The organism is Sphingomonas sp. CCH10-B3, assembly GCF_001556185.1.
In the GTDB taxonomy this organism is placed as follows: domain Bacteria; phylum Pseudomonadota; class Alphaproteobacteria; order Sphingomonadales; family Sphingomonadaceae; genus Sphingomonas; species Sphingomonas aquatica.
The window spans coordinates 93,980-107,441 of record NZ_LSIJ01000105.1; the positions used below are offsets into that span (position 1 = coordinate 93,980).

Sequence of the window (13,462 nt, forward strand, 5' to 3'; positions counted from 1 at the left end):
CTCAGAATTCGATCCCCGCCTGCGCCTTCACGCCCGAACGGAAGGGGTGCTTCACCATGGTCATCTCGGTGACAAGGTCCGCCACCTCGATCAGCGCGTCGGGCGCGTTGCGACCCGTAACGATCACATGCTTCATGGCATCGCGCGCGGTCAGCACCGCCACCACTTCATCGACCGGCAGATAGTCATACCGCAGCACGATGTTCAGTTCGTCGGCCAGCACCATGTGATAGCTGGGGTCGGCGATCATGCGCTTGACCTCGTCCCAGCCGGCGCGGGCGGCCGCGATATCGCGCGTGCGGTCCTGTGTGTCCCAGGTAAATCCCTCGCCCATCGGCTTGAATTCGACATTGTCCGGAAAGGCATCGAACACGGCCTTTTCACCCGTTTTCATCGCCCCTTTGACGAACTGGACCACCCCCACTTTCATGCCGTGGCCAATGGCGCGAACCACCATGCCCAGCGCCGCGCTGGTTTTGCCCTTGCCCTTGCCGGTGTGGACGATCAGCAGGCCCTGTTCGCGGGTCTTGCTGGCCATGATCTTGGCCTGCGCGGTCTGCTTCTTGCGCATCTTTTCGGCGTGGCGGGCATCGCCGCCTGCAACTTCTACTTGGTTTTCAGGTTCCATCGGCCAATTCCCTTCGCATGAGATAGACATCCATGATCCAGCCATGGCGCGCGCGCAGTTCCGCCCGGCGCAACGCGATCCGGGGACCGGCTTGCGCCAGGGGGCCCTGTTCCAGCGCCTCGTGCGCCATGCCCAGATAAGCGCCCCACCAGATGGTGATGCCTTGCGGTTGCAGCCCCTCGAACGCGCCGCCGCTATCGAGCATGACGACAATCGTGTCGGCTCCGGCAGGCCAGCCATGGGCGCGCAGCAGCCGCCCGGTGGTGATCGTCACCGGGCCGGCCAGCGGGTTCAACGGCATGGCATGGGCGGCGGTCAACGCCTGAAGGCTGGTGATGCCCGGCACCACCCGCACGGTGATTTCAACGCCCGCGCTGCTCAGCCGATCGGCAATGCGCAAGGTGCTGTCATACAGCGAGGGGTCGCCCCAGACGAGCAGCGCCAGTGTGCCGCCACCGGGCAAATGCTGGGTGATCTGCGCCTGCCACGCATCCGCGATGGCATCATGCCAGGCATTGACGTCATCCAGATAAGTGGCCCCATTACCGCGCACTGGCCCACCTCTTACTGGCAGGTCAAATTCCACAATCCGCGTTGGCCCCGTCAGAACCTGCGCGCAGATCTCCCGGCGCAGGTCGATCAGGTCGGACTTGGCCTGCCCCTTGCGCGGCAACAGGATCAGGTCAGCTTGGTTCATCGCCGCCACGGCCTGCGCTGTCAGGTGATCGGGGTTGCCCGTGCCGATGCCGATCAGGTGGAGGTCGATCATTGGGCTTCTCGGCACGAAGCGGGCGCGATCATGTGGAAATAGCTGCCGGTGACATGGCCGCGATGCGATCCGCTTTCGGCCACCGCCGCGCCTTCGGCATCGGTCACAAGCGCCAGCGGCGCGTCGCTTTGTTCAACGATGGTGGAATAGTGGAACTCGTGCCCGCGCAGTCTGGTCCCGGCGGCAAGGCCCGATATCGGCACCAGCAGTTCGGCATGGCGATAGCCAAGGTGCATCTTGCGCTGGGCATGGCTGGTGACCAGCCCCAGCAGCCCGGCCATCCGGTGCCGTTCACCACTCTTGTCGATCAACCCCTGCCCCAGCACCATATAGCCGCCGCATTCGCCGTGAACGGGCCGCGTTTCGGCATGGCGGCGTAGGCCGGACAGGAATGTCGTGGCGGCGGCGATGGTCCCGGCGTGCAATTCGGGATAGCCGCCAGGCAGCCACACCAGATCGGCATGGGCGGCGGGCGCCTGATCGGCCAGTGGCGAAAACGGCAGGATCTCCGCCCCGGCGCGCCGCCAGCCTTCGATCAGATGCGGGTAGACGAACGAAAAGGCGGGATCGCGCGCCATGGCGATCCGCTGGGCCGGAGGGGCGGGCAGCTTGCCGCCGTCGGCTTGTGGTGCGGCACCAGCGGCAAGGCGAATAGCGTCAAGATCGACATGGGCGCGCAGGAACGCTGCAAACTCGGCAATCGCGCGATCAAGATCGGGATGCTCCACCGCCTGAACCAGCCCCAGATGGCGTTCGGGCAGGGTCAGGTCGCCGCGCCTTGGCAGGGCGCCCAGCACGGGGATGCCCACCGCCTCAATCCCCTTGCGGACCAGCCGTTCATGGCGCGGACTGGCCACGCGGTTCAGGATCACCCCGGCAAATGGCAGCCCCGGATCAAGGCTGCTGAACCCCAGCGCGGTGGCGGCGGCGGACTGCGCCTGCCCCGACACATCCAGCACCAGCACGATCGGCCAGCCCATCCGGCGCGCCATGTCGGCGCTGGCACCATTGCCCGACGCACCCTTGCTGGCCACGCCGTCAAACAGTCCCATCGACCCTTCGGCCAGCACCATGTCCGCACCCCCGACCTGCGCCGCAATGCCAGCGATCAGATCGTCCTCCATCGCCCAGCTATCGAGATTGAACGACGGCCTGCCACTGGCCGCGCGGTGAAACGCGGGGTCGATATAGTCCGGCCCGCTCTTGAACGGCTGCACAGCCAGCCCGTCTTCGGTCAGGGCGCGCAGCAGGCCCAGCATCACCGTGGTCTTGCCTGTGCCCGATGCGGGGGCGGCGATCATCAATCCCGGAGTCTGGTGGCGCGCGCTCATTCGACCGCACCGGCAAAGCGTGACGTGGCATCCTGCGGACGAAAGCGGCGGTCATAACCGGGCGCGTAAAGGCTGCTTTCGGCAAAATCCTGTGCTGCCAGCACCCGCCCGACAAGGATCAAGGCGGTGCGCTCCATACTGCCCGCCACGGCCTGCTCGATCGTGTCGAGCGTGGCCCGGACAATCCGCTGATCGGGCCAACTGGCGCGCCAGACCACGGTGACGGGGCAATCTGCGCCATAGGCCGGCGTCAGGTCCGCCACCACTTGCGCCAGATTGTGGACCGACAGGTGAATGGCCAGCGTCGCGCCGGTCATGGCAAAATTGGTCAGGCTTTCGGCGGGCGGCATGGTGCTGGCGCGGCCCGGCGTGCGGGTCAGCACCAGCGATTGCGACAGCGCGGGCAGCGTCAGTTCTGCCTCCAGCGCAGCGGCGGCGGCGGCGAACGCCGGGACACCGGGCGTCACGGTAAAGGGAATGTCCAGCGCGCGCAGGCGGCGCAATTGCTCGCCCATCGCCGACCAGACCGAAAGATCGCCCGAATGCAGCCGCGCCACATCGTGCCCAGCGGCGTGGGCGGCGGCGATCTCGGCCATGATCTGGTCCAATTCCAGCGGCGCGGTGTTCACGATCCGCGCGCCCGGCGGGCAGTGATCCAGCACGGCCACCGGGATCAGCGACCCGGCATAAAGGCACACCGGGCACTCTGCGATCAGGTCGCGTCCACGCAAGGTCAAAAGGTCGGGCGCGCCGGGACCGGCGCCGATGAAATGGACGGTCATGTTGGGATTTCCTGAAGGTTGACGCTGGCAGCAATGGCGCACGTCGCCATGCGATCGGGGGAGATGTGGCGCGGCGACAGCAGGCGCGCACCCGCGCCAGCAGCGGCAAGCGCGGACGCTTCGGCAACGCTGCCGACGTGACGAGCGTTCAGGCTGGCGATGGAGCGCGTGGGGGTGGAAACGGCGGCCAGTGCATCGGACGCCACGCCCATCAGCGGCAGGTCCAGCACTTCGGCCAGCGGCACCAGCGCCGCAAGCTTGTCATGCGCCGCAGCCAGATGGGTGACCGGCGGCTGCCCCTGCCCCGCCAGCGCGAACGCGGCGCGCAGCGAACACAGGCTGACGCCCGACCGAAAGCCGAAGCCCGCGACAATCACAGCACCGCGCTCCATTGCACCACCGGATAGCGCGCGCGCCAGCCGTGGCGGCTGCCCAGCGGCGCGGCGTCGGCCAGTTCGATGCGCAGGAGGCTCCCGCCCGTCTGGCCATGCCACCGGGCAAGCAGCGCTTCTGATTCCAGCGTCACCGCATTGGCTACCAGCCGCGTTCCGGCGGGCAAACGCGCCCACAGCGCGTCCAGCAAAGCATCGGACAATCCACCGCCGATGAACACCGCATCGGGCGATGGTCCCGGTGGCAAGGTATCCGGCACCGTCCCGACGACCACCTTCAGCCGGTCAACGCCCAGCGCAGCGGCGTTGGCCCGCACACGGTCCGCGCGCACCGGATCCGCCTCTATCGCGCAGGCCCGGTTGGCCGGGTGGGCCAGCAGCCATTCGATCCCGATCGATCCCGATCCCGCGCCAATATCCCACAGCAGCTCACCCGCACACGGGGCCAGCGCCGATAGCGTCAGCGCGCGTACCGGACGCTTGGTCAACTGCCCGTCGGACGCAAACCAGTGATCCGGTCGGCCCGCCGTCAGCGGCAAGGACGGGCCATGCCCGGCACACTCGATCCCGGCCGCTACCGGATGGGCGATGTCGGTGAAAGACAGCCCCTCGGCGCGCGCGGTGCGAACCCGTTCGCGCGGCCCGCCCAGCGCTTCCATCACATGCAACGCTGACGCGCCAAAGCCTTGGCCGGTCAGATAGTCCGCCAGCGCGGCCACCGCCGCGCCATCGCGCAACAGTGCAATGACGCGCCGCCCTGGTGCCAGGTGGGGCTTGAGCCGATCTAACGGCGCGGCATGGAAGCCAAGACAGGCCACATCCTGAACCGGCCAGCCCAGCCGCGCAACCGCCAGCGTGAAGGTGGAAGGCGCGGGGATCGCAACCCATTCGCCCGGATCAAGCAGGCTCGCCACACTGCTTCCCGCCCCGAACCAGAACGGATCGCCCGATGCCAGCATCACCACCCGCTGCCCGCGATGTTGCATCAGCAGGGCAATGCCATCGGCAAAGGGTACTGGCCATTCGATCATGGTACAGGTAATCGCGGGCAGCAGCGACAGGTGCCGTGCCGGTCCCATGACCAGTCCGGCCTGCGCCAGCGCCGTGCCGGCGGCGGCGGAAAGGCCGTCCGGCCCGTCCTCGCCAATGCCGATGATCGTCAACCACGCTTCAGGAGCCATATCAGCCATGCCCAACGTCCTCCTGCTGGGCGGCACGACAGAGGCCAGCGCGCTTGCCCGCCTGCTTGGCGCGCGGGGCATTGCGACGACGCTCAGCTATGCCGGACGGACCGAAAACCCCCGCGCTCAACCGGTGCCGGTGCGTGTCGGCGGGTTCGGCGGTGTGGCGGGGCTGGCCGATTATCTGCGCCACCACCGCGTGACTCATCTGGTGGACGCGACCCACCCCTTTGCCGCAACGATGAGCAGCCATGCCGTGGAGGCGGCCCGTCTGGCCGGAGTGCCTCATGTAGCGCTGACCCGCCGGGCGTGGCAATCGGTCGCCGGAGACCGCTGGACCCGCGTTGCCAGCATCGACGGTGCGGTGGCAGCGCTGGCAGGCCCGACCCGCCGCATCATGCTGGCGCTGGGCCGGATGCATGTGGCAGCCTTCGCTGCCCAGCCGCAGCATCATTATCTGTTGCGCTTTGTCGATGCGCCAGACCAGCCGCCGGGCTTGCCCCATCACACCCTGATCGTCGATCGCGGGCCGTTCACCGCAACAGGCGACAGCGCATTGATGGAGGCGCACGCCATCGATCTGGTGGTGTGCAAGAACGCTGGCGGGCAAGGCGCTGAGGCCAAGCTGATCGCGGCGCGGTATCTGGGCTTGCCGGTCCTGATGATTGATCGCCCCGTCGTTCCGGACCGGGCCGAATGCTATCGCCCTGAAGATGTGCTGGTGTGGCTGGGTCATGATGCCGAACCCAAGGCCGAGCGGGGCGTATAGAGGATGGGGCTAGGCTTTCGCGCACTTGGGCGTTCGATGATCCGCGTCAGGCTTGATCCGACGATCACCATGGTCCGCATGTCGGCCATGTCTGCACGGGCCTGACCCAGCGGTACGATCCGCAATTGCTCGTCCGGCGTCGATACGGCGCGGGCGAACAGGATCGGGCGATCCGGGCCGCACACTTCGCGCAGCAGGTCCAGTACACGTTCGAAACCTTCGGGCCGGGCTTTTGACCTCGGGTTGTAGAAGGCCATGGCAAAGTCCGCCTCTGCCGCCAGCCGCAACCGTTTTTCGATCAAATTCCACGGCTTGAGATTGTCCGACAGGTTGATCGCGCAAAAATCATGACCCAGCGGCGCCCCCGCCCGCGCGCTGGCGACCAGCATCGCGGTGATGCCGGGCAGCACCCGGATGTCGAGATCGCGCCAGTGGGCCGGGCCTGCCTCCAGCGCCTCGAACACGGCGGCGGCCATCGCGAAAACGCCCGGATCGCCCGATGATACCACCACCACGCGCCGCCCCTGCGCCGCGAGGTCCAGCGCATGGGCGGCCCGGGCCAGCTCCACCCGGTTATCGGACGGATGCAGTGTCAGCCCGGCGCGCGGGGCGATCCGGGCGACATAGGGAATATAGCCGATGACATCGCTTGCCCCGGCCAGAGCGGCGGTGACTTCGGGCGTAATCAGCGCCTCGTCGCCCGGCCCTAGACCGGCGATGGCCAGCCAGCCGCTCATGGCCCCGGCACTCATGGCCGGCGCCCCTGGCCGTGAATCAGCAGGATCGAGAAATAGGGCGTGACCGTTTCGGCCTCGATCAGCCGCGTGACCCGCTGACCTGGCATGGCGGCATGTTCGACCAGCCATGCCGCATCCTCGCGCCCGGCAGCGGCCACCGCGCGGCGCAGTTTGGGCAGGTTGCGCCCGATCTTCATCACCACCAGCGCATCTGTATCGCGGATGCGTCGCACCAGTTCATCCTCGGGCAGGGTCGCCATCGCGATGGTCAGCACATCGTCGCCCCAGGTGATCGGGATGCCGGTTGCGTTCCACGCCCCGGCCATGCCGGTGATACCCGGCACCACTGCCACCGGAACCGTGCCCGCCAGCCGGGTGTGCAAATGCATGAACGAACCGTAGAAAAACGGATCGCCCTCACACAGCACGACCACGTCTTCGCCTGCCTGCGCCAGCATGACCAATCGCTGCGTGCATTCGGCATAGAAAGCGGAAAGACAGTCGTTGTAGCGCGGGTCGGATAACGGAATCTCGGTCGTCACCGGATATTCCATCGGGATTTCGATCACGTCGGGGCGGAGCATTCCTTCAACAATCCGCCGCGCCTGACCCGGCCGCCCGGCCTTGCGGAAATAGGCCACGTGGCGGGCGCCGCGCACCAGCCGGTCGGTGCGAACGCTCAACAGATCGGGCGCACCCGGACCCAAACCCACGCCGTGGATCGTCCCGCAGGAAAGGGCCGCGCTCATTCGTTGCCGCTCGCCAAAGCGTTGATCGCAGCAACCGTGATCGCGCTGCCGCCCAGCCGCCCTTCAACGATGCAGCACGGCACCGGCGGCGCGGCCCATAACGCGGCCTTGGATTCGGCCGCGCCGACAAAGCCCACCGGACAGCCGATGATCGCCGCAGGGCGCGGGCAATCGGGATCTTCCAGCATATTCAGCAGATGGAACAGCGCGGTTGGCGCGTTGCCGATGGCCACCACCGCGCCTGCCAGATGCGGCCGCCACAGTTCCAGTGCGGCGGCAGAGCGGGTGTTACCCATTGCCCGCGCCATGTCGGGCACTTGCGGCGCATTCAGGGTGCAGATGATCTGATTATCAGCAGGCAGCCGCGCACGGGTGATCCCTTCGGACACCATCCGCGCATCGCACAGCACCGGCGCGCCAGCGGCCAGCGCCGCCCGCGCCGCACTGGCAAAGCCGGGTGAGAAGCGGATATGCGCGGCAAGGTCCACCATCCCGGCGGCGTGGATCATGCGCACCGCCACCGGTTCCTCATCAGCGGAAAAGGGCGCCAGATCGGCTTCGGCGCGGATCGTGGCGAAAGACTGGCGATAGATGGCCGCGCCATCGGTTTCATAGATATGGGGCATCAAGCGGCTCCGAAATGGGCGAGAAGCTCGGCTGGGCTGAGCGCAGAGCGAACTGGCAACGCACCGGCGGGTGCGTTCAGGGAAAGATCGAACAGGCCATCGCGGCCGGTCAGCGTGACATCGGCGGCGCGCTGGCGGGCGCAGCCCTTGGCACAGCCCGAAACATGCAGCCGCCCGGCGACATGCGGTGCAAGGCGGCGGGCAAGATCGCGGGTTTCAACCGAGGCCTGCGGGCAGCAGGGCGCGCCGGGGCAAGCATCGACATGCAGCAGCGGGTCGGCAGGATTATCGATCAGCCCACCGGCGCAAACGGCAGGCGCGCCTTCCACCAGCAGCACACGCCACGGCGTGATCCGCACCGCTGCGGCGGGCGATGCTTCCACCATCACGGCCAGTATCCGCGCCTCTATCCGGCCAAACGGCAAGCCATAGGCCCAACTCCCATCACGGAGGCCCAGATCATGAAGGCCCGGCACGATGCAAGCAGCCGACGGCGCGGGCAGAATGTCGCCACAGGCCCATTCGGGCAGGACCAGCCGGTGTCGCGCCATGCGCCCCGCTTTCGCGCCGCCGCTGGCCGCAAACCAGTGGGCGAGCGCGATCAGCGCGTCCACTTCCCTGCCAGCAGCAACCGCCATACCGGTGGCGCGGCCATCGGCGCGCAGGATCAGACCGCCATCGCCGCCGCGCTCAATGCGGAAATCGCCCGCCTCGCCACCCAGAATGCAGGTCTGACCGGCATCGATGGCAAAGCACACTTTACCGGGCAGATCGGGCAACTCATCCAGCCGGGTCAGCAATGCGCCCGCAATGCGGTGGCTGTCATCACCGGCGCGCCAATCCGGCGCGACCAGAATGTTGCGCCGCTGTTCGATGACAGGGTCAGGGTCCACCAGATCCAGCACAAGCAACCGGTCGAGCAGCGCCTGCCAGCCAGTTTCAGGCACCCCGCGAAGCTGGAGATTGGCGCGGGCGGTCATGTCGATCAGGCCATTGCCGTGCACCACGGCGGCATCGCACAGGCCCAGCACTTGCGCCCGCGTCAGGCGGCCAAGCCGAGGCTTTACCCGCACCAGCAGCCCGTCGCCCGCCATCATCGGGTGCCAGGCATCGGGGCACCAGCCCTTCACCGCAAAACTGCTCATGCCCTGTCCTCAAGCCTTGGCAGGCTGGCGAGGATGGAATTGCGCCGGGTCTGCCACAGCCCGGCGGCATGGAGCGCGGCAAAGCGGGCTTCCATCGCCGCCAGCGCAGCCGGATTCTCGCGTTCAAGAAATGCGCGAACATCGGTCTGGCCCAGTGTCGCGTCGTGATAAAGGTCGAACAGATGCGGCGGTACGCTGCCTGAAAGGTGCGCAAAGGCACCCATATGGTCCAGCGTCGCGGCCAGTTCTGCCCCCCCGCGAAAGCCGTGCCGCATCATGCCCGCCACCCAGCCTGGGTGCGCCGCGCGGGCGCGGACCACGCGGGCGATCTCTTCGGTCAGGGTGCGCGCAACGGTGCGCCCCGGATCGCGATTGTCGAGGTGGTAGAGCGCCGCCGAACCACCGATCAGCGCCTTGGCAGCGGCAAAGCCCGCCTCGTGCGCGGCATAATCGGCGGCCAGCAGCAGATCGGTTTCGGGCAAGTCCTGAAGATGGACAAAGGCGTCCGCTCCTTCAACACGCTGGCGCAGGCCGTCAGGATCGGCAAAGGTTCCGATCGCATCGGAGGCTGCGTCAAACGCATGGTCCGATGCCGCCAGCCATGCCTCACCAGCAGCGCGCCGGGCCGCTTCAGTATAGACCTCGGCTGCATCGCCAAGACCCAGTCCATAGCTGCCGGGGGCCGGGCCATAGACGCGCGGTGCCGCAGCCTGCCCTGCAAACGGGTTCCAGTCCGCCGGTTCATCGCGCAAACACAGCGCGCGCACCGCTTGGCCAAACAGTATCGGCAGCGCAGGAAAGGCATCGCGGAACAGGCCGGAAATCCGCAACGTCACATCGATACGCGGCCGGTCCAGCAGCGCCAGCGGCAGGATTTCGATGCCTGTTACCCGTTCGGACGCGGTGTCCCACAGCGGCTTTGCGCCCAGCAGGTGCAGCGCCATGGCGAATTCCTCGCCCGCCGTGCGCATCGTGGCCGATCCCCACAGATCGAGCACCAGCCCGCGCGGATAATCGCCGTGATCCTGCAGATGCCGCCGGATCAGCTCCTCTGCCAGTGTCACCCCTTGGGCATGGGCCGCGCGTGAAGGCACGGCGCGCGGGTCTATCGCATAAAGGTTTCGCCCGGTTGGCAGCACATCGCTGCGCCCGCGAAAGGGGGAGCCGGAGGGACCGGGCGGAACGCGGCGTCCGTCGAGTGCCGCCAGCAATCCGGCCCGCTCGGCTGCGCCCTGATCTCCCCGCCCGAACACATGCAGCCCGCCACCGAACTGGCTGTCCTTTACATCGCAAACGAAGCGGTCGATCCGGGTGATCGCCTCGACCAGCGTGGCCGCGTCATCAAGGCCCAGTTCCGCCTCAAGTCCCAGCACGCGCGCTTCGTCGCGGATGTTCACTTGCAGACGGTCGCGGCGGGCCGGGTCCAGCCCGCCAGCGTTGGAGAATTCATCCAGCAGCGCCTCGATCCGGGCCAGCCCCGCACCGCTTTGCGTTTGCACCAGTGGCGGGGGAACGTGCCCGATCGTAACCGCGCTGATCCGGCGCTTGGCCTGCGCCGCTTCGCCGGGATCGTTGACGATGAACGGATAGATCACCGGCATCGCGCCGGTCAGCGCCTCGGGCCAGCAAGCATCGGACAGCGCGACTGATTTGCCCGGCAGCCATTCCAGTGTGCCATGTGCGCCGACATGCACCAGCGCGTCCACGCTTCGCTGGCGCAGCCACAGGTAGAACGCCACATAGCCATGGCGCGGGCAGCGGGACAGGTCGTGATAGTCGCCGTCGCGATGGGCGCGCTCGCCGCGTTCGGGCTGCAAGGCTACCAGCGCGTTGCCGATGGGCAGCGCGGCAAAACGGAACGCGCCATCGGCGGCGGCAGCATCGGCTTCCGGCTCGCCCCATGCGGCGAAAAGTTCAGCGCGCAGGGTATCGGGCAGTGCTGCCAACGCCTTGCGGTACTCTGCCAGCGGCCAGTGCTGATGTGTGCATTCAAGGAGCGCTGCCAGTCTGGCCTGCGCGTCAGTGGCATATCCCGCCTCGGCCAGATCGGCCAGGATCGCCTCGGCAGAAGCCAGCGCATCCAGCCCCACGGCGTGGGCGATCTGGTATGCCTTGCCGGGATAAGTCGACAGGACCAGCGCAACCCGCCGCTCGGCAACCGGCGTTTGGGCAAGTGCGATCCAGCCCGCTACCCGCGCGGTGATCGCTTCGATCCGGCCGGCATCGGCGCGATGGATGGTACGGGCAAAGCCAAGCGCGGGATCGCGCGTCCCCGCCTCCTTGAAGCTGGCGATGCCTGCAAACACCCGCCCGTCAATTTCGGGCAGCACCACATGCATGGCAATGTCTGCGGGGGAAAGCCCGCGCGACGCCGCCGCCCATCCCGCGCGCCCGGACGTGGCCAGCGCCAGCTGAAACACGGGAACGCCCGCGCCATCAAGCGGGGTGGCGCCGTCCTCGCCCCGCGCGGAAAAAGCGGTAGCGTTGATGATCGCTACCGGGCCAAGTCCGCGCACCCAGCGGTCCACCTGTTCGCGCACCTGCGGGGCTTTCAGCGAGGGGACGAAGATCGACAATGCATCGAAACCGCGCTGCTCGAACGCGGTATGCAGGGCGGCAAACGGGTCCAGATCGTGGGCGGTCAGGTAAGAACGATAGAACACGATCAGGACCAGCGGCCTTGCCGGATCGCGCACAAAGGCTTCAGGATCGACCACGCCAAAGCCGGGATGCCAGCCTCCCGCCATCGGCAGCGGATCGCATGTCCGGGCGGGGGCATCAATCAGCCCCGCCAGCTGCGACAGCGCGGCAAGCGCCGCCTGCGCCGCCCCTGCACCGCCAGCATCGCACCACTGCGCAAGTTCGCGCAATGCAGGCACCGGCACGGTCGAAACCGCATCCAGCCGCGCGTCCTCCCAGCCGTCGCCGGGCAGCACGGCCAGGGCGATGCCGCGCGACCGGGCCAGCGCCTCGACCTGTTGCAGCCCGTAGCTCCAATAGGGCGTGCCGCCGATCAGCCGGATCAGGATCGCCTTTGCACCCGAAAGTGTCCGCTCGACATACGTGTCGACCGACAGCGGATGCATCAGCGCCGCCAGATTGGCGAGCCGCAGCGAAGGGAACGCCACATCGCCCGCGCGGGCCTGATGCCATGCCGCCGCGAATGCGCCCAGGTCGCTGTCCGAAAAGGACAGGACCACCAGATCCGCAGGCTCTTGCCCCAGATCCTGCGGGACGGCGGTTTCCTCCATCCCGTGCGTTTCGCGGAAAATGACGTGCATGGCCCGCGCCTTACGCCAGCAGCACCGCGCGAATGGCGTCTGCATCGACATGATCGTGCTCGGCAATGGCGACCAGCGTGGTGCGGCGCGGCTCGTCAGGCCGCCACGGGCGGTCGTACTGGTGGCGCACCCGCGCGCCTACCGCCTGCACCAGCAGCCGCATCGGCTTGCCCGCAACGGCGGCATAGCCCTTCACGCGCAGGATATGGTGATCGCGCGCCAGCGTTTCGATCCGCGCCACAAGCACTGCCGGATCGGCGATCTCGCCCCATGCGATGACGGTGCTGTCAAAGTCGTCGTGCTCGTGGTCGTCATCTCCATCATGGTGCGATGGGCGCGCGGCGATGTCGTCCTCGGCAGCGGCATCAAGGCCCAGAACCACGCGCGGATCGACCACGCCTTCGGTCAGTTCGATCACCGGAACCGGGCGACTAAGCTCCGCCGCGATGATCGCGCGCGCTGCGGCGACACCTTCCGGACCTGCCAGATCAACCTTGGTCAGCAGAATCATGTCGGCGCAGGCAAGCTGGTCCTCGAACACTTCCGAAAGCGGCGTCTCATGATCGATGCTGGGATCGGCGGCGCGCTGGGCGTCAAGCGCGGCCACATCGGGCGCGAACCGGCCTGCCGCCACCGCTTCGGCATCGGCCAGCGCCAGCACACCGTCCACGGTGATCCGGCTACGAATCGCGGGCCAGTCAAACGCCTTGAGCAGCGGCTTGGGCAAGGCCAGACCCGATGTCTCGATCAGGATGTGATCCGGGCGCGGATCAAGCGCCAGCAGCTTTTCCACCGTGGGGATGAAGTCATCCGCCACGGTGCAGCAGATGCAGCCATTGGCCAGTTCTACGATGTTTTCCGCCGGGCAATCCGGAATGGCGCAAGATTCCAGAATCTGGCCATCCACGCCCAGCGAGCCGAATTCGTTGACCACCACCGCCAGCCTGCGCCCGCCCGCATTGCGGATCAAATGGCTGATGAGCGTGGTTTTCCCCGCGCCCAGAAAGCCCGTAATGATGGTGACAGGCACCTTTGACAGGTCGGCCACAAGCAATTCCTCCGCGCGCCAGAG

Annotated in this window: 13 protein-coding genes; 1 reads left to right on the top strand and 12 read right to left on the bottom strand. The window is 67.4% G+C overall.

Annotated features, from left to right (window positions below):
* Position 1: 1 nt before the first annotated feature.
* From cobO to AX672_RS17840, 6 genes are read right to left on the bottom strand one after another with little or no spacing between them, the layout of a single operon-like run.
* Positions 2–628 carry a cob(I)yrinic acid a,c-diamide adenosyltransferase gene (gene cobO / locus AX672_RS17815; RefSeq protein WP_066653789.1) on the bottom strand — a complete coding sequence of 209 codons (627 nt, stop codon included), beginning with the start codon at positions 626–628 and terminating at the stop codon, positions 2–4.
* Entirely contained in the window at positions 618–1,397 is a 780-nt protein-coding gene (gene cobF / locus AX672_RS17820) for a precorrin-6A synthase (deacetylating) (protein WP_066653792.1), read from the bottom strand. The genes cobO and cobF overlap by 11 nt, the downstream gene beginning before the upstream one ends.
* Positions 1,394–2,728, bottom strand: coding sequence for a cobyrinate a,c-diamide synthase (locus AX672_RS17825; protein WP_066653794.1), 1,335 nt, complete (start codon positions 2,726–2,728; stop codon positions 1,394–1,396). The genes cobF and AX672_RS17825 overlap by 4 nt, the downstream gene beginning before the upstream one ends.
* A complete protein-coding gene (cobM, locus tag AX672_RS17830; protein WP_066653796.1) occupies positions 2,725–3,510 on the bottom strand; it encodes a precorrin-4 C(11)-methyltransferase in 786 nt (261 codons plus the stop codon). The genes AX672_RS17825 and cobM overlap by 4 nt, the downstream gene beginning before the upstream one ends.
* Entirely contained in the window at positions 3,507–3,887 is a 381-nt protein-coding gene (locus tag AX672_RS17835; RefSeq protein WP_066653889.1) for a cobalamin biosynthesis protein, read from the bottom strand. Before AX672_RS17835 ends, cobM begins: the two co-directional genes overlap by 4 nt.
* Positions 3,884–5,092, bottom strand: a complete 1,209-nt coding sequence (locus tag AX672_RS17840) for a bifunctional cobalt-precorrin-7 (C(5))-methyltransferase/cobalt-precorrin-6B (C(15))-methyltransferase (RefSeq protein WP_066653798.1) — start codon at positions 5,090–5,092, stop codon at positions 3,884–3,886. The genes AX672_RS17835 and AX672_RS17840 overlap by 4 nt, the downstream gene beginning before the upstream one ends.
* On the opposite strand from AX672_RS17840, the gene AX672_RS17845 reads away from it, so the two are divergent.
* The gene (locus tag AX672_RS17845; protein WP_066653801.1) at positions 5,091–5,852 is read left to right on the top strand and encodes a cobalt-precorrin-6A reductase; all 762 of its coding nucleotides are present in this window, start codon (positions 5,091–5,093) and stop codon (positions 5,850–5,852) included. The genes AX672_RS17840 and AX672_RS17845 overlap by 2 nt on opposite strands.
* On the opposite strand, the gene cobJ is transcribed toward AX672_RS17845, so the two are convergent.
* From cobJ to cobW, 6 genes are read right to left on the bottom strand one after another with little or no spacing between them, the layout of a single operon-like run.
* Complete coding sequence (gene cobJ, locus AX672_RS17850) at positions 5,816–6,589, bottom strand: precorrin-3B C(17)-methyltransferase (protein WP_124810533.1); 774 nt, start codon at positions 6,587–6,589, stop codon at positions 5,816–5,818. The genes AX672_RS17845 and cobJ overlap by 37 nt on opposite strands.
* 11 nt (positions 6,590–6,600) lie before the next feature.
* Positions 6,601–7,338 carry a precorrin-2 C(20)-methyltransferase gene (cobI, locus tag AX672_RS17855; protein ID WP_053556447.1) on the bottom strand — a complete coding sequence of 246 codons (738 nt, stop codon included), beginning with the start codon at positions 7,336–7,338 and terminating at the stop codon, positions 6,601–6,603.
* Positions 7,335–7,964: a precorrin-8X methylmutase gene (locus tag AX672_RS17860; RefSeq protein WP_066653804.1), complete on the bottom strand. Its 630-nt coding sequence runs from the start codon at positions 7,962–7,964 to the stop codon at positions 7,335–7,337. Before AX672_RS17860 ends, cobI begins: the two co-directional genes overlap by 4 nt.
* A complete protein-coding gene (locus tag AX672_RS17865; protein ID WP_066653805.1) occupies positions 7,964–9,109 on the bottom strand; it encodes a cobalamin biosynthesis protein CobG in 1,146 nt (381 codons plus the stop codon). Before AX672_RS17865 ends, AX672_RS17860 begins: the two co-directional genes overlap by 1 nt.
* Positions 9,106–12,390 carry a cobaltochelatase subunit CobN gene (gene cobN / locus AX672_RS17870; protein WP_066653892.1) on the bottom strand — a complete coding sequence of 1,095 codons (3,285 nt, stop codon included), beginning with the start codon at positions 12,388–12,390 and terminating at the stop codon, positions 9,106–9,108. The genes AX672_RS17865 and cobN overlap by 4 nt, the downstream gene beginning before the upstream one ends.
* Before the next feature lie 10 nt (positions 12,391–12,400).
* Positions 12,401–13,438 (bottom strand): cobalamin biosynthesis protein CobW, encoded by a 1,038-nt coding sequence (gene cobW, locus AX672_RS17875; RefSeq protein WP_066653895.1) that lies wholly within the window; start codon positions 13,436–13,438, stop codon positions 12,401–12,403.
* Positions 13,439–13,462: the final 24 nt, after the last annotated feature.

Coding starts and splice junctions, on each gene's coding strand:
- cobO (WP_066653789.1), bottom strand. CDS start 628: ATGGAACCTGAAAACCAAGTAGAAGTTGCAGGCGGCGATGCCCGCCAC.
- cobF (WP_066653792.1), bottom strand. CDS start 1,397: ATGATCGACCTCCACCTGATCGGCATCGGCACGGGCAACCCCGATCAC.
- AX672_RS17825 (WP_066653794.1), bottom strand. CDS start 2,728: ATGAGCGCGCGCCACCAGACTCCGGGATTGATGATCGCCGCCCCCGCA.
- cobM (WP_066653796.1), bottom strand. CDS start 3,510: ATGACCGTCCATTTCATCGGCGCCGGTCCCGGCGCGCCCGACCTTTTG.
- AX672_RS17845 (WP_066653801.1), top strand. CDS start 5,091: ATGCCCAACGTCCTCCTGCTGGGCGGCACGACAGAGGCCAGCGCGCTT.
- AX672_RS17840 (WP_066653798.1), bottom strand. CDS start 5,092: ATGGCTGATATGGCTCCTGAAGCGTGGTTGACGATCATCGGCATTGGC.
- cobJ (WP_124810533.1), bottom strand. CDS start 6,589: ATGAGCGGCTGGCTGGCCATCGCCGGTCTAGGGCCGGGCGACGAGGCG.
- cobI (WP_053556447.1), bottom strand. CDS start 7,338: ATGAGCGCGGCCCTTTCCTGCGGGACGATCCACGGCGTGGGTTTGGGT.
- AX672_RS17860 (WP_066653804.1), bottom strand. CDS start 7,964: ATGCCCCATATCTATGAAACCGATGGCGCGGCCATCTATCGCCAGTCT.
- AX672_RS17865 (WP_066653805.1), bottom strand. CDS start 9,109: ATGAGCAGTTTTGCGGTGAAGGGCTGGTGCCCCGATGCCTGGCACCCG.
- cobN (WP_066653892.1), bottom strand. CDS start 12,390: ATGCACGTCATTTTCCGCGAAACGCACGGGATGGAGGAAACCGCCGTC.